This is a genomic window from Aureispira sp. CCB-QB1, assembly GCF_000724545.1.
Lineage (GTDB): Bacteria > Bacteroidota > Bacteroidia > Chitinophagales > Saprospiraceae > Aureispira.
Window position 1 is genome coordinate 329,899 of the sequence record NZ_JHBV01000030.1, and the last position, 20,202, is coordinate 350,100.

The 20,202-nt window shown below is 35.5% G+C and carries 19 protein-coding genes; 7 read left to right on the plus strand and 12 right to left on the minus strand.

Annotation, left to right across the window (positions count from 1 at the left end; translation table 11 throughout):
- Positions 1-98 precede the first annotated feature (98 nt).
- The 7 genes from CG11_RS15785 (at position 99) to CG11_RS15815 (ending at position 6,644) form a co-directional block, all read left to right on the plus strand.
- Positions 99-2,219: a hypothetical protein gene (locus CG11_RS15785; RefSeq protein WP_052597748.1), complete on the plus strand. Its 2,121-nt coding sequence runs from the start codon at positions 99-101 to the stop codon at positions 2,217-2,219.
- 58 nt (positions 2,220-2,277) lie between these two features.
- Complete coding sequence (locus CG11_RS15790; protein ID WP_052597749.1) at positions 2,278-2,850, plus strand: sigma factor-like helix-turn-helix DNA-binding protein; 573 nt, start codon at positions 2,278-2,280, stop codon at positions 2,848-2,850.
- Between the two features lie 49 nt (positions 2,851-2,899).
- Positions 2,900-3,817, plus strand: a complete 918-nt coding sequence (locus tag CG11_RS15795) for a sterol desaturase family protein (protein ID WP_052597750.1) — start codon at positions 2,900-2,902, stop codon at positions 3,815-3,817.
- A 165-nt stretch (positions 3,818-3,982) separates the two neighbouring features.
- Positions 3,983-4,462, plus strand: coding sequence for a hypothetical protein (locus tag CG11_RS15800; RefSeq protein ID WP_052597751.1), 480 nt, complete (start codon positions 3,983-3,985; stop codon positions 4,460-4,462).
- Positions 4,463-4,532: 70 nt separating this feature from the next.
- Entirely contained in the window at positions 4,533-5,399 is an 867-nt protein-coding gene (locus CG11_RS15805; RefSeq protein WP_052597752.1) for a GyrI-like domain-containing protein, read from the plus strand.
- 116 nt (positions 5,400-5,515) lie between these two features.
- Positions 5,516-5,698 carry a hypothetical protein gene (locus CG11_RS15810; protein WP_052597753.1) on the plus strand — a complete coding sequence of 61 codons (183 nt, stop codon included), beginning with the start codon at positions 5,516-5,518 and terminating at the stop codon, positions 5,696-5,698.
- Between the two features lie 37 nt (positions 5,699-5,735).
- A complete protein-coding gene (locus CG11_RS15815) occupies positions 5,736-6,644 on the plus strand; it encodes a sterol desaturase family protein (RefSeq protein WP_052597754.1) in 909 nt (302 codons plus the stop codon).
- A gap of 79 nt (positions 6,645-6,723) precedes the next feature.
- Here the strand turns inward: CG11_RS15815 and CG11_RS15820 are convergent, their stop codons facing one another.
- From CG11_RS15820 to CG11_RS30215, 12 genes are all read right to left on the minus strand, one after another.
- Positions 6,724-9,360 (minus strand): TonB-dependent receptor, encoded by a 2,637-nt coding sequence (locus tag CG11_RS15820; RefSeq protein WP_052597755.1) that lies wholly within the window; start codon positions 9,358-9,360, stop codon positions 6,724-6,726.
- Positions 9,361-9,571: 211 nt separating this feature from the next.
- The gene (locus CG11_RS15825) at positions 9,572-10,759 is read right to left on the minus strand and encodes an HEXXH motif-containing putative peptide modification protein (protein ID WP_052597756.1); all 1,188 of its coding nucleotides are present in this window, start codon (positions 10,757-10,759) and stop codon (positions 9,572-9,574) included.
- Positions 10,760-10,826: 67 nt separating this feature from the next.
- Positions 10,827-12,107 (minus strand): hypothetical protein, encoded by a 1,281-nt coding sequence (locus CG11_RS15830; protein ID WP_052597757.1) that lies wholly within the window; start codon positions 12,105-12,107, stop codon positions 10,827-10,829.
- A 44-nt stretch (positions 12,108-12,151) separates the two neighbouring features.
- Complete coding sequence (locus CG11_RS15835; protein ID WP_052597758.1) at positions 12,152-13,444, minus strand: HlyD family efflux transporter periplasmic adaptor subunit; 1,293 nt, start codon at positions 13,442-13,444, stop codon at positions 12,152-12,154.
- Entirely contained in the window at positions 13,434-15,680 is a 2,247-nt protein-coding gene (locus CG11_RS15840; protein ID WP_052597759.1) for a peptidase domain-containing ABC transporter, read from the minus strand. Before CG11_RS15840 ends, CG11_RS15835 begins: the two co-directional genes overlap by 11 nt.
- Positions 15,681-15,904: 224 nt before the next feature.
- Positions 15,905-16,087 (minus strand): hypothetical protein, encoded by a 183-nt coding sequence (locus CG11_RS15845; RefSeq protein ID WP_052597760.1) that lies wholly within the window; start codon positions 16,085-16,087, stop codon positions 15,905-15,907.
- Positions 16,088-16,457: 370 nt separating this feature from the next.
- Complete coding sequence (locus CG11_RS15850; protein WP_052597761.1) at positions 16,458-17,729, minus strand: aldo/keto reductase; 1,272 nt, start codon at positions 17,727-17,729, stop codon at positions 16,458-16,460.
- Positions 17,730-17,786: 57 nt separating this feature from the next.
- On the minus strand, positions 17,787-18,341 hold the full coding sequence (locus CG11_RS15855; RefSeq protein WP_052597762.1) for a hypothetical protein: 555 nt from the start codon (positions 18,339-18,341) through the stop codon (positions 17,787-17,789).
- A 93-nt stretch (positions 18,342-18,434) separates the two neighbouring features.
- Positions 18,435-18,647, minus strand: coding sequence for a hypothetical protein (locus tag CG11_RS15860; protein WP_052597763.1), 213 nt, complete (start codon positions 18,645-18,647; stop codon positions 18,435-18,437).
- Positions 18,628-19,623 carry a hypothetical protein gene (locus CG11_RS15865; protein ID WP_052597764.1) on the minus strand — a complete coding sequence of 332 codons (996 nt, stop codon included), beginning with the start codon at positions 19,621-19,623 and terminating at the stop codon, positions 18,628-18,630. Before CG11_RS15865 ends, CG11_RS15860 begins: the two co-directional genes overlap by 20 nt.
- Before the next feature lie 127 nt (positions 19,624-19,750).
- A complete protein-coding gene (locus tag CG11_RS15870; protein WP_052597765.1) occupies positions 19,751-19,936 on the minus strand; it encodes a hypothetical protein in 186 nt (61 codons plus the stop codon).
- Between the two features lie 80 nt (positions 19,937-20,016).
- Entirely contained in the window at positions 20,017-20,193 is a 177-nt protein-coding gene (locus tag CG11_RS30215) for a hypothetical protein (RefSeq protein ID WP_156039795.1), read from the minus strand.
- Between the last annotated feature and the right edge of the window lie 9 nt (positions 20,194-20,202).

Consider the following 20,202-nt stretch of genomic DNA (forward strand, 5'->3'; position numbering starts at 1 on the left):
TTATTCCTTAACTTACATTCATTAACAACAATTATCATCTCATTCCATTTGCTCTAAAATTCCATACGACAGACCAAAGATTAAAAATTGTTTTGCCCATGAAAGTTTGGATTCAAAATAATAGCTCTACTCCCATTCAACTTCACGAAACACCTCTAGCAGGTGGTGGCGAGGGAAATCTATACAACATTTTATCGCCTAGCAATTATCAACACTTGGTTGCTAAAATTTATCATCCCAAACGCAGAACAACACTTAGGCATCAAAAAATACGCTATCTACAACAACATCCACCGAAACGATTCCCTGCAAATAGTCCAATTACGTTAGTCTGGCCACAAGAATTGCTATTGGATGCCAACAATCAATTTGTCGGTTTTCTAATGCCCAAGGTTCTTGGTGAAAAATTAGAATTATTATCTCTACCAAATATTCCTAAAAAACATCTGGCAACTTGGGAGAAATTTGACTTTGAGGTAGATACCAAATTAAAAAGACGCTTAGATCTTTGTTATAAAATAGCATCTAGCATCCAATACCTTCACAATACCGAGCGTTATATTCTAGTCGACATGAAACCTGACAATATCATGGTCAGCCCTGATGGGAAAGTTGCGTTGGTGGATTTAGATTCTGTAGAAGTCGTCGAAAATGGGACAACTATTTATGATGCCCCTGTTGCAACCCCTGAATATACTCCGCCAGATAGTTATTTAAAAAATAATGCGGTCGATCCTACCCAAGAAGACCCTTGGGATCGTTTTGGAATGGCTGTTATTTTTTATAAACTTCTATTGGGAATCCACCCATATGCAGCTTCTGCCAAACCTCCTTACGATCAATACACGGGGCTCTATCAAAAAATAGAACAGGGTTTATTTGTCCAAAATCCTCTCATCCGTCCTCAACTATTAACGATTCCTGAGCGACATGAACGACACCAAAAGTTGCCTCAAAAAATTCAGCAACTGTTTGAACGTTGTTTTATAGATGGGCACCACACCCCCTTTGCTCGACCAAGTGCAGAAGAATGGGTTCGAGTATTGAGAACGTACAATTTGGAGCGAACGTTATCTGATGAGCAAATTAGCATTCCCACTATAGCCCTTCAACAGCTGCCTAAAAATCTTAATTTGGATCAACTCTTTGTGATTCCTGCTACTCGATCTATTAGCCCTGCGCCCAAAATTCAGATAAAAAAGCCAATAGAAAAAAAAGAGTTGCAACAAGCAATGGGGCTTACTCATAGTCAAGACCCTAAGAAGGTTCAATCACAACGTTTCTTTAATTTTGTTGTTCTCTTGTTAATTCTTGTCATTGCAGCTGCCTTGTCTATTATGATGCCTTGGTTTTTCGCAGCGCTTATTGGGGCGATTGCTTATTTTGGTTTTAATTATTTGACTTATAGAAGCCGAAAATATGCCGACAAAAAAGATACCATCAAAAGCATTCTTAATAAGCAAATGCAATATTTTAATGACTTAATTCAAACAGCTGAGAAATATGAAAAAAGTATTGCCAATTATTTACAAAAAATTGCCACAATACAAGCCAAGACCCCCAAAGAGTACATTAAAGATTGTATAGATCATAAGACCATCATCCAAAATAAAATCCATGCTTTTGCAACTTTTGTCAAACAGGAAAAACATAAATTAAGCCAACTTCGACAGGAAGAAAAAGCCCACTACGAAGAATTATACGATTATTATCATCAAAAAATAGAAACTCAAACGACCCTCCCCGCTTTAACAGCACAGACATTGCGCCAAAAAATATTGCTATTAAAACGAAAAAAACGCCTCCATGAGCTTAGTCAACAAGACTTAGAAAAGTACAATGATCATCTGCAAATTTTAGAGCAGCTTTTGACACAACAGGAAATCGAGTTGGCAGAATTGGAAAGTAATTATTTTGAAAAAACACAAGATATCATTTACCGTTGTACGCAAAAGCACCAAGATTTAATAGAAGATATCAGGCGTTATCATCAATTAATAGGTAAAGAAGAGGAAAAAAGGATTAAAATTACAATTGAGGAGCAACGAATTAGTTTACAGCAACTCGAACGTTTAGAATATGATTTGCAGCAATTAGAAAAGCCTATCCAAGATCAAGTTGGAGCTTGTCGCCGTGCGAAAAGAGATGCAGCGCTTTATAAAAAAGTAAATTATGGGCGACATTTATTAGAAATGATCGGTTTGGTAAAACCTTTGTAAGGTATTAAAGCGCATCTAATTTTTTACACGATTACTTTTTATTTATAAATCTAAATCTATGAATTTTGAAACAATATGGAAGGAATACAATCCGCAACTAGCTTCTTTTATTCAAAAAAGAATTGAAGATCAAGTTGCTGCACAAGATATTTTGCAGGAAGTAGGTCTCAAGTTATTCAATAAGCTTCATTCAGAAGTAGCTATTAAAAATTATAAGGCATGGCTTTTTCAGGTTACTCGACATACCATTGCTGATTATTACAGAAAAAAACAACCTGTACTATCTTTACCTCTTGACTCCAATCCAGACAATCATTCTGGTAATTGTGTTTGCGACTTATCCAGTTTTGTCATTAAAAATTACCTTCCAGAAAAATATGCGACTCCCTTGCACCTAAGCGATATTGAAAAAATGCCTCAAAAAGAAATTGCACAGGTATTAAATTTGAGTCTAACGGCTACTAAATCTAGGATTCAGAGAGGGCGGAAACAATTAAAAGAATTAATTTTAAACTGTGTAGATATTTCTTATAACAACAAAGCAGAAATAACTGATTTTCAGCTAAAATCCGATTGTCATTTGCCCATCAAATTGTTAGATGAGATCAATAGATTAAAAATAGTTTTCTAATTCTGCATCTTTTGGGCGATGGTATACGACTACAGAAGAAAAGAAAATTATGAATCTATCAACTTTAGTCCGTCTTATCGTTCTGCCATTCCTTCTAACAGTCAATGCTACAATAGCCTACTTGGCTGTCGCCAATCAGTGGAGTTTTGAATTAACTGCAAGTCTTATTTTTGTACTTACTGCAATTTACATTTTCATATTTGAACAATTAATCCCGTTTAAAATACACTGGAATACTTCTCGCCATAAAATTGGCACAGATTTAAAACATTTATTACTATCTACCATTGTTTTTGATGCTTTAGGAAAAACAATGGCGTTGTCTTTTGTTCTTTGGGTTAAACAGTTATTTTTTCAAACGGTAGAATTTTGGGAATCACTTCCAATGATAATCGTTTTTGTGGTTGCCGTTTTATTGGGCGAACTTTTGCCCTATATCTATCATCGAATCAGTCATGTAGGAAAAAAAGGCTCTTATTGGAGTATGTTTTTGTGGAAAATTCATTCCATCCATCATTTGCCCTCATCGTTAAACTGGTTTAAAACGAACTGGATGCACCCAATTAATATGTTTCTAAATTCCTTTTTAAAATTAATGCCGCTGCTGCTATTAGGTTTTAGTCCAGAAATTATTTTTTTAGTTGGAGTGCTGCACGTTGTCATTGCTTATATTTCTCATGCCAATATTGATGCCAATACTTTTTTCTTGGATTATTTAGTGGTTACGCCCAAAATTCATCGGTTCCACCACAGCCAAGTCTTAGCAGAAGCCAAAAACTTTGGGAATATTGTACCTTTTTGGGATCTTTTGTTCCGAACTTATTACAATCGACAAGGAGAGGTTGATCAAGTAGGTCTGCTAGAAAGTCACATTGATTACCCCAAAAATGAAGCCTATTTGAATCAAATGATATTTCCTTTTACCAATATCTTTAAAGACTGCTGTCAGACTAGGACAAAAGATTAAACTAGTTCTGCTCTTTCCTTGACTTTACTAGTTACGATACAAAGATGCTTTTTATAATAAAAAGTTATTATAAAAAGAGTACATTCATGTTGTTAATGCGTTGTGGATTTTCTGTTTTTGTGAGAAAAATCTGCAAAGCAACCCTATTAAAAAGCATCTCAAGACATGAACAGCAAAACAATTGTACAATTAATCATTTACAGCATTTTTTTAATTGTCTTATCTTCGGGTAGCACTTACTGGATGCTTGGGCACAAAATCATTGCTCCTGCCACTGTTCGTATTGATACTCCTAATAATAATTGTGATATTCGTACATGGTATAATTTCCAAGTATTAGCCATTCCCAAACTAAATGAATATTGGTTGAGCCAAGGAATTTCATTAGAGGAACGAGCCCTCAAAGCCTATACCCTGCGACACGAAGCTAGAATTCATGCTCGACATATGATGCCCAACAAAGATGAAGTTGCCCTGCTTCAAAAACGTGATTTGGCTAAGTATGGCAATCCTAATGGACCAACATTTGACTACCTAATGGAGAAAAACCAAGGGCAAGGAATGTCAATGGAAGAAGCATACGAACGAATTATTCAAACAGCTAGCCAAACCAATAGCAACTATAATTTGGATTGTGATGCCTAAAAAGAAAAACAACTTGTCCAAAAAAGACAAATTTCTTCCTTTAAATTAGCATAGTTTTACCTCTAAAAAGATGCAGAACAAAGTACAGTTGGACAACTATAAAAAATTGATGGCTTATCTCGACCAACATTTTAAGGAGGCTATTAATATCAAACGTATCGAAGAAATTTGTCACTATTCTTATCGAAATATCAATCGAATTTTTCAAGCAATTCACGGCGAGACAATTGGCAAATACATCAAACGAATTCGCCTCGAAAAAGCAGCAGAATACCTCAAATATTCTTCTATTAAAATATCCGACATCACTTTTGAAGTGGGCTTTGAAGATATTGCAGCATTCAGCAAAGCATTCAAAAAAAGATACCGCTGTACGCCTTCTGCTTTTCGAAGCCGATGCCAAACACTTCAAGATATTACGAGAAAAACACTATTTCCTTCCCACAACGAAAGAGAACAACTATCTTATAAAATCGAGTATTTGCCGCAATTTGAAACCTTATATCTAGAATACAAAGGAGCTTATGACAACATTTCTGAATTACAACAAATGTGGGAACATTTTTTCACCTACCTAGAGCAAAAAAATTTATATTCAGAACAAGCTATTTTTATGGGCGAATGCTTAGACGACGATGCTATCAGTGATGCGATTCATTGCCGTTATCGACTCTCACTTCTTTTAGATCGTCCTTTAGACTTTCAGCCCGATGGGTTATTTCAAACCAAAAGGCATCCTCAACAAAAATATGCTAAATTCATTCATCAAGGATCTCACGAAACCTGCCCTGAAACATATCAAAAAATATATGCCTTTTGGATGTTTGATGTTGGTTTAGAACTCAAAGATGCGCCTACGCTTGAATTTTATCCCAACGACCTTCCTTCTACACCTATCAACGAATTGATTACTGAAATATACATCCCTATCGAGTAGCTTGTCGGTAATGAACTAGAACCTTTTTTAACAATAAAGCTCGACAAAATAATTGTTTCTTCCAAACTGTCCAAAATGGACAAAAAAGTATGTCTTTATTCCTCTAGTTTTGCTGTATGAATAAATCAACATACACATTTGACAAATATTGGTACTTAGGTTTTTTAGGCTTTGTAGGCATCTATGAATTGCCTAAAGTCATTGTTTATTTTCAAGGAGATGGTTCCGTGTGGGATCTTGCCAACTTACTATGGTTTTTCTGGTTTTTGCATTTCTTGCCTCAAAAAAACACCCCCTAAGTCACTTTTTCGCTACCAATATTTAAAAGAATATTTTATGAGCTTTGATCAATTAACTTATTTATTTGATACGGCAGGTATCATGCGTTACGTTGCCTATTTTTTTATGTTTAACCTTGGGTTGGTTGCCTTTGAAATAGCCTTGGATTTATGGACGTCTAGGCAAAGAAGATGGGGCGATTCCATTGCCAATATTAGTATCTTCTTTCTAGGTTTGCTGACAGAACGAATTGGTTTAGGTATCTTTGGAATTCTTTTCCTTGTTCCAATTTCATGGATAACGCCTTTTCATATTCCTCTGAATACAGGAACTTGGGTGATTGCTTTTTTTGTAGCAGACTTTACTTATTATTGGATGCATCGCATGGAACATGAACACAGGATTTTATGGGCTGTACATAGTGTTCACCATTCTTCAGAGGATTATAATTTAACTGTTTCAATGCGGTTGAGTATTATCGAAAGTTTGTTTGAATGGATTTTCTTAATTCCAATGATTTTAATTGGCTTTACTCCTTTTCAGGCTATTGTAAGTCTTATTTTAGTGGCACAATTTCAAACGTGGATTCATACCGAACGGATAAGAAAATTAGGCTGGCTAGACGAAATTTTTAATACACCATCTGTTCACCGAGTACACCATGGTTCTAATACTCAATATCTTGATAAAAATTATGGTGGGGTACTCATTGTTTGGGATAAACTATTTGGTACGTTTCAACGAGAAGATGAAAAAGTCGTTTATGGTTTGACCAAAAACATCCATAGTAACAACCCCATTGTAATCAATTTTGTTGAATTTAAACACATTTGGAATGATGTTAAAAAATGTCATTCTTGGAAAGATCGGCTAAAAATCATCTTTGGTGGACTAACTTGGCGTCCCGATTATTTTGAAGACAATTCATCGTCCACGCCTTCTTCAAAACAAACAACTTCTAAATAACGATTTCAATTAAAAAATGCTTCATTCTGAATGTGCAACCATTCAAAATGAAGCATTTCAAACCATCAATGACTAGCATCTAATCAATTCCACCACCACTTCCGCCTTCGCTTCCACCATCGCCACCACTGTTCAAACGACCAGCATTTTTTGAGCGACCATCACGCACATTAACCTTACCAAAACGATAAGAAAAACGCAATTCAAATACAGGAGATTCCCATTCTCTTTTTCCTACTTGATAAAAAGTATTCCCATCGGCCGTTTCAAATTGATAACGTCCACCCAAGATAGGGTTTTGAACACTCAATGTCACTGTTCCCTTGTCTTTTAATACTTTTTGACTAATAGAGAACGAATTCCATGTGTATCCCCCTGTCCAACCTTGGGCAACTCGTGTTGGTATGGAATACCAAGCATATGCAGAAATACGCATACCAAACTTAAACACAAAATTCATATATGCATTAACATTTCCTGCAATAGCATTCAAGGTATAAGCAGCATCTATGTTTGTTCCGTTTTGTATATTTTGGTACACCGAACCTGTAATTCCAAAATTGAACCACTTATAAGGTGCAAATCGTGTCACAACCTCTCCTCCCCACATATGGCTAGTACTAAAGTTATATTGTGTGACAACAGAAACTCCATCCGAACGCAAGGTTCTTAAACGCTCCATTAGATCGGTGTTGTATTTATAGAATGCGGTTAACATAATGGTATTTCCTCCTTTCCAATAATTCACATAACTCAATTCTACAGCATTGGTATATTGAGGCAACAAATAGGGATTTCCATATCTTAAATTCAAAGGATCACTATAACTTGGGAATGGATTTAAAGCCCAAGAAGAAGGACGTTGAATTCGTCTACTAAACCCTAACTGTATTTGTTGATTTTTAGCCAATGCATAAGACAAATTAACGGTTGGAAAAATACTAGGATAGTTATTGACAAAAGTAGAATCGGTAGGAAATACCAATCTAGAATTGGCTAATGTATATTCGCCTCTCAAACCCAATTTGTAATTAAACTTACCAATCTTATGTGCAAAGGTTACATACAAAGCGTGTACTTGCTCTTGGTATTGAAAGTTGTTGGTTCTTCCTGTATCATTAATCATTTGCATTTGAGTATAATCAAATGTTTCTGATTTAAAATCATTGCCAATCCATCTAATATTCCCTTTGTACCCTGCTTCAAACTTCATCTCCTTGCCTAGAGGATGCGTATAATCAATCATCACAGTACCTTGGTGCATTTTATTGTAACTTGCCGTTTGTTGAGAATCAGGCGTGTTGTTAATTTCCGACCAGTCGGGGGTATACAATTGCTCTGAAAACGTTTCGTAACTAGCATTATCATTCATGGAATATTGCAAATCAATAACCAGCTCCTGTTTGTCCCCCATTGTTCCCGAACGACCACTCGCTCGACCATCTCCATGTCCACGCCAATGTCTACGACCACCTCCTGAATCTTTAGAATTATCTCGACGAGGTCCTGCCCCACTTTTGTCTTTTTTCTGTTTAAAAACTTTGGCATAGATTAGATTGTATGTCATGCTAAACCTATTCCGATCCCCATCGCTCAAACGCTCGTTAATTTGTGTTTTGTCTTGATTGGCATCGAAGAAATCGTATTGAATGCGGTTGTTATTACCACCACCACTTGGGCGGAGGCGCGCAGCTACTGTTAAGGTATTGTAATCGTCAAAATAATAGTCCATACCAATTCTAGCCATACCACCGTTTCGAATGCGAGTTCCATTGGTATATTGTTCCAAGAAAGAAGTGTCTTGTGGCGCTGTTGTACGGCGATAGTTGTATCCACGGCTTAAATTTTCACCATAGTTATAACTAAAATTAGAAAAAATATTGATCTTATTATTTCTAAAATTTAAGCTCAAACCTCCTCGATAACGCTTAAAAGGATTCCATGTAGAAGTCCCGACCGATACATTTGCAGAGCCTGTGAATCCTTCCAACACGTTTTTTTTCAACACAATATTAATAATTCCAGAACCACCTTCAGGATCATACTTAGCAGATGGGCTTGTAATTAACTCTATTTTCTTGACGCTATTAGCAGGCAATTGGTCTAGAATTTCAGCTTGACTATCGCCTGTCAACCCCGTTGGTTTTCCATTGATATACACTTGAACTTCCGAGCCACGAATTTTAACAGCTCCATCAAAATCTACTTCTACAGTAGGGGTATTTCTTAGAATTTCGGTAGCATTTTCACTATCGCCTAGATTCGTTTTGTCAACATTAAACACCTTTTTGTCTAAACCCAATTGAAAAACAGCTTTATCGGCAGTCACCTCCGCAATTTCAAGTGTCGCCGCCGTTGGGCTAACATAAATTTTCCCTAGACTCGCAATTGGCTCATTTGGTGGTAAGGCAACAGGCTCTATAGTATACGTTTCATAGCCCATATAATTGATCGTTACTCGATGTCTACCAATGGGTAATTTATCTATTTCAAACTTTCCTTTTTCATCGGTAATAACTCCTCCAACTAAAACCGAGTCTCGTATCCTGAATACAGACACCGTGGCAAATTCTAGTGGTTTGCGGCTAACAGAATCGTATACGGTTCCTGTAATTTTAGCGATTTTAGGCATTGATCGACCATCTTTGCCTCCTGGCTGAGCCAACAATAAAATACTAGTTGATAGGACAAAAAGTAGGGTACATAAAACTTTCATAATTTATCGTATTGGTAAGTAAGTGTTCCTAATATAGTGTTCTAACATCAATTGGGTGGACTTAAAATGATGTTCAGACACACTTTTGTTCTAATTAATTAGACAGCTCTCTAACCACTTAGTTTAATACAAAGTTACGATAAACAGACGATGGGGCATTTATTTTAGATGAATAGCTCTTTTTCTTCGATTTAGCCGATCAATTATACACTCAACCTTTGACCAAAGGGTTGTCCGCTTTAAATTTTTGATAGTTAAAAACAACAGGATGGGTCTGCATGTTATAATCAAAAAATGACGTATTTGCCTTTATATTATGATCCAACTGTTGATAATAATAATTAAACAATGCTTTTCCTTTTGGCGTAAATACTTGATCCAATGGAACACGTTCTAAACCTATATTATGTCGTTTCTTGTTAATAGCAATACGCCCTTCCAATTCATACAATAACTCTACATCAAAAGGAGGCTTTTGCTTGAGAAGTTGCAACAACAAATCGACAATACGCCCTGTTGTATAAATACCATGCAAGGCACTGTATAGTGTTCGGCGGTCATAGTTGGGTACAAAATCACCTACTGGACGATTGTAATCAACTAAAAATAATGCTTGTGTATCGCAAGTCATGGCATTAAAAACCGTATGCGAACATTGGTGAATAAGTTCTTCTAAGAAAAAGGCTACAGTACTTTGTGCATTTACGTTGAGATAAATTACGCCATGTGCTTCTCTTGTTGCAAAATTACGAAGCTCTGGCGACGAAAATAAAAGGATACGCCGCGTTGTAGCCGCATAGAATTTAAATTCTTCAGGAAAATAAGTTTTCAAAATTCTAAATGCTTCTTCCAAAGCAGATTGATGCGTTTTTATAGAAATATTATCTTCTTGCAATACTTTATGAATAGCTGTTGGACTTACATTCGGCCAAGCTGCAATCAATCCCTCTGAATAAGCATCCAAAGAAGTACTAATTTCAACATTAGGAAGTACATCTAAATAATGCAACGCTTCCCACTCAAATTCAACATGCTGACCGTTTTGCTCCAAATATATAACTTCTGCCTTAGCATCATAATTCAATTGTAATAAGGTACTTGGAAAAACTGTCTTGAGGTAACCATATTGAGGTAAGTAAACGACGCCCCTTTTATTCGTGTATACCTCAATATTAGAGGGGCGATTCTCCTTATCATAATATCCAAACAAAATTTGTTCTCGATTATAAGGTACTGTTTTAGAAGTGCAGTACCCAAATAACATAGGCTCCAAAAAAATTGTATCGTTATAAAAATCCAGTCGGTCAAAAATACTTTCGTCTTCTTGGTACAATGCTCCTTTAATAATATCACAAAACGCCCCTTGCCCTTCTTCTAATCGTGTTGTTTCATCTTTCATGACTGTTCTTTTTTCTATTAATATTTAAACTACTTAGCTATGCTGCTACTGTGGGATCGTGGATTTTTTAAATTTTTATCATTTTGGCATCCAATAATTCTTGCAAAATAAATAGCAATTGGCGCTGTTCTTCTTTGGCAATGTCTTGTAATTCCAAAACCTCAAGTATCCTATTAATACTAGTGCTGCCATTGCAATGTAACAGCATTTCATAGACAACCTCTGGCAATTGATAGGCAGCTTCATCTAATGCAATACTATATTCATACTCAATTGGAGCACCTTGGTTTAGGACAGCTGTTTTTTGTAAATTAATGGAAGAATTTAAAGACAAACAACTATCTACATTTAGAGCAGCTGTCTTAGATGCAACAGGTTTTTGAGCAATAAAAAACCAATTTTCATACACTCGATGGCGCATACTATTGGGATTAAATAAGTGCTTGGTCTCTAAAAATTCATCGCATAAAATACGATAGCCTTTTTGAGCAAAAAACAAACGCACTTCCTCTGCTGTCAACATTTCTTGAGAGTTATTAAAAAAATACTCTAGAGGTCCAAAATGAATAAATACCCCCTCCTCTACCAACAAATAATCAATGATTCGATCATAGAGTTGATGCAAAGGCAGTACATCCGTAAAATAAATAGAATGGATGTGCTGGATGGTATTGGGTTTAAAAGGAAGTTTAAGGGCATCGGCTACAAAAAAGTGTACTTTTGATGCTATCGTATCCAACTCGCTGGTTGTCATTTCTAGACGAACTCGCTCTACCGTATCTTCAATTTTTCGACAGTTGCGTTCTACTTTTCGGAGTACCTCCCATGTTTTTAATTGTTGCAAACGCTCGATACACCAAATCATCAAGACTGAAGCATCAAAAGCTTCTACTTGTTTATAATTAGGCGCAAGATTGACAGCATATTTTCCTGTGCCACATCCTAAAAAAAGAGCGGTGGCAGCTGAGCAATCCAGCTCTAAGTCTACTAATTTTTGTACGATTGATTTTGTAATAACTTCTTCTTGATAGGCTGGCTTGACTGCCCAATCTCGAATTAAATAGTTGAACGAAAATGTTCCTATGCCCTTATAATCAAAATTCAATACCTTGGCATCAAGCATGGCATCTTTAGACACCAAGGGGGACAAAGCTGATTTAGCTGTTGCATAGAAATCCTTGTAGAACAAGTTTGCTTCTTTTAGCAAGGCACAACGTCTAGGGTGCATGCCTGTTGAATCGTCTACCGTTTCTGCCCGACGTGCCATATTTTCATGAAACACCTCCATTCTAACAAGATAATTCAACCAATAAACCTTTTCTTCTTCTGGCAAATAATCAAAAACCATTTCTTTTTATTTTCATTCTTTTGGAAGGATTGAATTTTCCTTTCCTAATTCAAATCCAAAAAGTTAAATATTCGGCGCAATAAAGAAAGCTTCTCTGTAATCACCTCAGCAGTTCCTATTAATTCTTGTTTGGCTTCTAACTCAATATTAGCACTCGTTTTTAATTGTTGAGGCAAAGCAACTTTCAACAAATAGTTGCCATCTTTTGGCACGCTCGTTATAGAGAGAATATGTCCTTTTAGGGTTCCAAATTCTCGATGAGGATAGTTTAACAATTTGATTAAAACCTCTTGTTTGATCTTTACTTTTCCTGAGTTGGCAATGGGCATTTTCACCCAAGCATAATAAGTCTGTTTGCCTATCGGGCTAATGGTAAAAACATGCTGCTCTTGTGCCAAAAATTGCCGTTTAGAACGAATGTCATACATATTTAAAATCCCTTCGACAGGGGCAGATAAGACATTTTTTTGCTCCCATTCTTTTAATAAAAAAAGAAGGCGATTATAGCTACTCAAAATGTTGTTTCGCAATTGTAAATATCGGTCCGATTGCTCAATGACCAAAGAAGAATTTTCTTTGCTAATGACCTGCTGTTGGAGTTGTGCATTCAAGATCGAACTATTGAGCTCCTCTACTTGACTCTTTAACGCCAACCACTGCATTTCCTTTTGCTCTACTTCTATCTTGGCAACAGCCTTGTCCTCAAACAGCAACTGCATCCGTTCATAATCTCCTCGAACCAACTTCAATTCTTGCTCTAGCAATCGCTTTTGACGTTCTAAGTTCAATAAAATTTCATCTAGGTTCTTGGTTCGATTTTTATTAATTCCGATTTGTTGAAATTGAGGATTTAGCTTTTGAAAGAGCTGATATTCACTAATATTCCTAAATAAATTTAAGTACTCATCATTCAAGTTTCCCAAACGCAATTGATCGTCTAGGCGTATTTGCTCGATTTGCTCCCAAAATGTACCTCCTTCCAATTTTTGAGTAAGTTCCATAAGCTTCAGAATACTTTTATAATCTGCACTATTATTTAAGATTAGAATCCAAGCTCCTTTTTGAACCTTTGTCTTATCTTCCTCCAAAATATAAGCGATCTGTCCACTGCTTTCGCTATAGACCTCTATTGAAGGATTTTCAGTCAGAACTTTTGCTTCTGACACAATGACATCTGGATATTCTATTAGCCAAAGCCCCAATATCAAAAGGAAAAAGACAACAAAAAAAACCGTGTTGCCCCATCGAACAATCCACGATGGTGTTTTTTCCAAGATATCTTGAAAAAAGTAACTTTTATCCTCAATTCGGATGATTTTATCTTTATCAATTGCCAAGTTCGAGTTGATTTTTTATAAGTTGATAATAATAACCTTTGTTAGAAATCAATGTTTCGTGTGTGCCTACTTCTTGGACACTGCCTTGATCCAAGACAACAATCTGATCGGCATTTTTTACCGTACTCAATCGATGAGCAATGACAACCACTGTTTTACCTTGACAAAAGGCATTCAGGTTATCAATAATAATGCGCTCATTATTAGCATCTAAAGCACTTGTCGCTTCGTCAAAAAACAAAAATTCAGGATTTTTATAAATTGCCCTAGCAATCAATAGTCGCTGCCGCTGTCCACCGCTCAAAGTACGCCCAGTAGATCCAGCAGGACCAACCATAGAATTAAATCCTGAGGGCAAACTATTGATGAGTTCTTCAATATTTGCTAATTGGACAGCTTTAAGTAATTGCTCTGTGTCTACCATTTCGTTTGGAGCAGATTCAGTAATATTGTTGGTAATATTATCTGAAAAAATATAGCCATCTTGCAAAACCGTCCCACACAACGAACGCCAACTTTGCGTATCAATATGATTGAGATTCGTAGAGCCAATTTTAACCGCTCCTTCGGTTGGTAAATATAATTTTAAGAGTAATTTGATAAGTGTCGTTTTTCCTCCTCCACTTGTTCCAACGATAGCCGTTGTTTTGCCTTTGGGTATCTTGAGATTGATATTTTTTAATACAAAATCATTAGCACTACCACTGTAAGAAAAATTAAGATTTTCAACAATAATATCTTCTGATTTTTTGGGCAACGCCAATAAGTTGGGAGCATTCAAAACAGCTTCTTCTGGGCTAACAAACTCAATTTCTTCAAAGCGCTCTACACTCAGTCGAGCATCTTGCACAAGCCTAAAAAAACCGATTAGACTTAGCAAAGGAGTATTTACTTGCCCAACGATATATTGTATGGCTAACATTGTCCCTAAGGTAATTTTACCTTCAATAACCAATAAAGCTGCTGTAAACGTAATCGCAATATTTTTTAGTTGATTGATAATGTCGCCTCCTATCGATTGAAACAAACCTAGTTTTAAAGTAGAAACGGCATTCTTATAATATTGGACCCTATTTTTTTCCCAACTCCATATATGCCGATTTTCAGAGGCATTGACCTTGACCTCTTGGATGCCATTTACTGTTTGAATTAAGGTTGAGTTGATGCTAGAAGACGCATCAAAACGTTTAAAATCTAGTTCTTCTCGCCGCTTCATAAAAAACCATACCCAAGCTGTATAGGCTATAATTCCTACTGTAAAAATCCCTAGAATTATCAAGCTGTAATAGGCTAAAATAAATAGAAAGACAAAGGCATTAACATAAGAAAAAATTTGCCCTGGGGCAGCATTCAAAAAATTTTCGAGGCGATTGGACTCATTGATTCGTTGCAAAATATCTCCTGGTGTCTTGCCATCAAAAAACGCTACCGACTTTTTTAATAATTTGGTTAAGTAATCTGACGTAATTAACATACTGGTTCGAGCACCAATATACAGCAACAGCCAACTCCTGACGATATTTAGAAAAGAGGCACTCAGAAAAAGAACCAACTGTGCCAACAATAAAATGTATACAAATTGCAAATCACCATAATTGATTCCTTTATCAACCAAGGCTTGAGTGACAAAAGGAATAATTAATTGTACAACCATTCCGACTAGAACTCCAATAAAAACTTGTACAATGTATTTTTTGTGTGCCGATAAATAGGGCAATATGATAGCTAATCCTGTAGCGGGTTCGTCCTCTTCTTGTTGATAAAAACTTGCGGTGGGTTCCAACAAAATTGTCATCCCTCCTTCGCTACCATCTGCTCGACTACTATTTTGCCATGCTTTGATGAATTCTTTTTTCTTATATACAATACGACCATAAACAGGATCTGCAACGTATACTTTATCTTTTTTTATTTTATAAACGATGACAAAATGCCGGTCTCGCCAATATACAATACAAGGCAAAGGTGCTTCTACTGCTAGCGTTTCATAATCAATCAAGGCAGGAATAATATGAAAGCCCAAGCGTTCACCAGCTGCAATCAAATTTTTGGCAGAGACACCGTTCGGACCAATCTTGCATTGGTACCGCAAATACTCCATGCTAAAGTTTTTTCCATAAAACTTCGCCAACATTCTCAAACAGGTCGGACCACAATCAAATCGGTCGGTCTGCTTAAATACAGGAAATTGTTGTGCATAAAAAAGCGATTTGATTTTATTTTTTATACCGAGCATAAAGTATTGGAATCTGTTTAATTTAGGGGACTTTGTATTCGTTTTAATCTAGTAAACAAGGACAATAACGCACATAGTATCTATTAGTAATCCGCTCTTTTGCTAAAAGCAAAAAGCGGATTACCAGTAAAACTAAGACATATGACAGGTCGATTTTTTTATAGCAGAAGAACGATTCTACTCTCTTCTGTTAACTTAAAAAGCCCCATCATAAAAGAAGATTATTACACAAGATTCTGTTGAAAAATATCTCCACCTCTGTCACCGCCATTGTTATTATCAATGTCGTCATCATGACAATCACCTAGTACTTGACCCAACAATTGATCGACTTTCGATTCTGTTGTTTCATCAGCTTGATTCGTCAATTTTTTTGCTTTGAAATCTTCTAATTTTAATCGTTTCATTTTTTAATTCTAATTTTAATTGTGATATAAATTTTTATGCACGAGTTATTAAAGATATTGTTCAGATGCTTTAGATTAAAAATTATCTCAACATCACATCTTTATTACTCATATTAATCAAATATATCATCTAAAGAAAAATAGAAAAAAAACATTATTTGGGCATTCTCAAAAATTACTGGCATATTTTCGAGCATTAAAAACTGATAACAAACACATTAAACAATTAAAAACTTTTTTAAAACTACTATTTTCACTTTGAATCATGATTTCTATTTTTGTAGAAAACCAATGCATCTCCTCCATTTTTTTTCTTTTTCATTGACAAATCATCAAAACTCCCCCTACCCCTAGAGCGCATTTAAAATGACTACATTAGCTTGGTAAATGCTCCTTCTAAAGCCATTACATATTGAGGTTTTCGTAAGCCCACCAAGATATGATTCAGATGAAAATGATTGAGATAAGCATCACAAGCTGTCAAAACACTATTGGATTTTAGTGGAATGTCCTCTTGTTTAAGAAATGCCTTGGTTTTAGTCGTTTGATTCTTGTGTGCATAACACGTTGCGTGATCTTTGACAGTCTGAACAACATCCTCAATTAGACTGGTTTCTTCTTCATAAATTAACTGTAAAAAAGGAAGCAAGTGCTTTTGAAAAAAAGTTTCAACAGCCTCTGCTGCATAAAAATGAGTATAATGCTTTTTTAGCAAAACCATGGGTTCAAAATCATCACTACTGCTGTTCCCATTTGTTAGTGTTTTAATTCTCGATTCTACTTGTGTTAGCAAATCATTCAAGCAATTTTGAGCATCCTCTTCCTTCCAAGCTTCCAAGCTTTTTTCATGTGTTACCAACCTAAATTCCATTCCATTATCGTTCATATTCAGCGGACGATTGCCAATAGCTATCAATCCATTTTTATGAATTAAATCCAATAATGACTGCTGATCATAATTTTTTTGAAGAGCAGCTTGCTCTTTAAAATTAAATGGAAATTGAACCACTTTGAAGTGATGATTTTCTTGGATAGATTTGACCATACTCAACAATTTCTCAAAATCAATAGATTCCTCTTTTGATGGGTCAAATAAAGCCCCTGAACTAATGCCATAATAACGAATTTTGCCCTCTACTACTTTTTTCTCTAAGAACTTGAAAGCTCGCTCTATAGCCTGATACAGATAAGTAGTAGAAGCAAGGTTTTTGCTTTGAAAAAGCCGCTCAGGGTTGTGCAACAAGTAAGCATCAAGATACTCTCTTCCAATCTTTTTTAAACTAGATTCTAATTGATAGGCTATAAAATTCGGATCCAAAGAATAGGCAAAATCTGCTTCTATTTCGGCTTTCTCAATAGCTTTCTGATTCACATAATTGACAAAATCAGAACTTTGTAAGGTTTGTGGTGGAAAGTAACCTGCTTTAGAAATAATAAACAACTTACCTGCAAACTCAGGATATTTTTTCAAAAAATGACCAATAAGTTCCTCTGATTTGCCTTTCTGATAATTTGTAGCCGTATCAATTAAATTATATCCAGCCTCTACAGCCGTTTTTATTGCTTGAAAATGAATCTCATTGTCTACATTCATTCTATAAGTCCCAACACCTACAGATGAAATATCCTTTAAGTTAACCATTTGATACTTTATATTTTATTTACCAATAGACTAGTAATTCTGAATTGGAACACACTTTTACTGAATCTCTTCTAACTCACGAAAGCTCCTTATAAATTTTCCTCTTTCCAAATAGAATAATCTAGCACTTGCAGTATCATTTATCGATAAATCAGCCAAAAACTTTTTTAAGTAAGATGTGATTGTATAACTTTTGTAATACGTTACATCTACACCAATAATAGGATACTCAAGGTTATAATATGCCTTCATTGGTCTACTGTCATAATAATCTGCAACAGCATAAAATACAATGCCTTTGTCGTTCATGTATTGTTGCAATCTATCCAAACCATAGCAATATCGACTCGTGCAATGTGGACTCCACAAATAAATTACCGTTCGTTCTTCTGTCTTAATACACTGCTGCAAATCTTTGCCATTTAAGACTAAAACTTTACAAGAATCAGAGTATTTAGCTTCACAGATTCCTTCGCTGTCAGCAATGACTTTAAGCAAGTTTGGGTCACGCTTCATCGTTTTTTTGTACCCAGAGAAAAAACCTTGAATTTCGATGGAACAAGAATAAGTAATAAACATTACAAGAATGATTAAAAAAATATTTTTTTTCATCAATTTTAATTTTTTGATAACTAGTTAGTAATTAGTCATACTGCTACGTCATAGTTTCAAATCATTTATCGACAACGAGTCTATCCCTACCTGTTATAAAATATTTGAAATAGGTTTTTGGAATGTTCCAACAGGATAGCATTTTGTATTGTGCATCTTGCAATAAACCTTTTCCTTTAAATAAGGAATTTTAGCAGACGCATTTTGAGCAATAATTTTGCTCAAAAAGAAATTTACAGGCAATTCTGTTCTTAATTCTGTTGGATAATAGTAAGTCTTTTCCTCCTTAGGTTCTTTCACTTCCATAAACTAAATATTGAGCGATTTTTTGATTGATAAAATAATTGCCACTGCGAGAAACATTGCCATATTGCCCCCATGGGTTCACTTCCAAAAAAACAGTTCGTCCGTCCTTGGTATGAATCAAATCCAAAGAACCAGAAACCAAATCTAATTCATCCATAAATTGCCTCAACTGGTTCTCCAACGCTTCCGACAATTTGTACTTAGTTTCTCGAAATGCCCTATCTTTTGAACTGGTATCCCGAACATCAACCCGCTCCGATCCCTTGGGCGTAAATATCGCAATAGGATAAAACTGACCATCCAAATAAAAAACCCGAATATCAAATGCAATATCTAAGCGTTCTTGAAAAAGAGAAACCATAAAAGAATCGGGAATTTCCTCTAAAGCTGTTTGATCAATATTAGCTACATACATAGTCGCTGCACTTTCTCCATCCGATATACGCCTAGATTCTTTAATTGGCTTCGTAATCGCGCCATTGTTTTCTTTAAAAAACTCCAATAAGTCCGCTTTATTGGTTGTTACCAATGTATCTGGAATATCAATCCCAATAGATTTGGCAATTAGTAAGTTGTTTATTTTTTCTGGCTCGCTAATAATTCGATGACCAATTACCTGCTTTGCTTGTTTTTTTAACAACTCATAAAAACCTTCTTTTGCGTAGTAATGCTCTTCTTTTAAGTGATTATTGACTTGAGCGTCTATTTCCTGCCCTCGCCCAACTTCTTTTGAAAAAATAGCGTAAGTATCTTTTCGAAACCAAATAGAAGTAACTTCCTCGATACTAAATCTCTTATTGGAGTCGCTATAATTAGCTTGTACTTGATTTTTGTTAAATCGAAAAGAAGTTTTCGTTTGATAACCAAACCATTCTAAACCATTGATCCTTCTATAATCAACTTCATAAGTATGCGCCAACCAATCAATGACTTTATTAGTAGAAATATCTTCCTCGCTAGATGCTATGATAATCATTAATAATTAAGTTTAAGATGACGGATAAAGACGTGCTTTATCCGCCTTTGCTGATGCAAAATTAAGAGCGCATCCAACATTCAAACTAAGCACTATTTGTTATTTTGAATACGCTCCAAGTTAACTTCTATTGTATAATACCATCGCCGCCATTGGCAGAACGTTCATCACAAGACAAACCAACTCCACACCAATCGCAACCACTTATATCATGACAATCTCCCAAGACCTGTCCTAACAAGTGATTCGCTTTGGTCTCTTTTTCATCTTTTAAGTTCTTCAACTTAAAATCATCTAATTTTAATCGTTGCATTTTTTGAATTTTTAATTGAACATTGATTTTAATAAATAGGTCAAGAGTTAATGGTGTTCTAACAAATAACTAGCACTCGACTATGCTTCTTCATTACCCGCAGGAATATCCAAACCATAAAGAGGATTTCCAACAGGAATACATCTAGGTCCATCATGGCAATCGCCCAAGACTTGCCCCAATAACTTTTGAGCATGCTCTCCTTCTTCATCTTTCAAGTTTTTTAACTTGAAATCATTTAATTTTAATCGTTGCATAATTTTAGA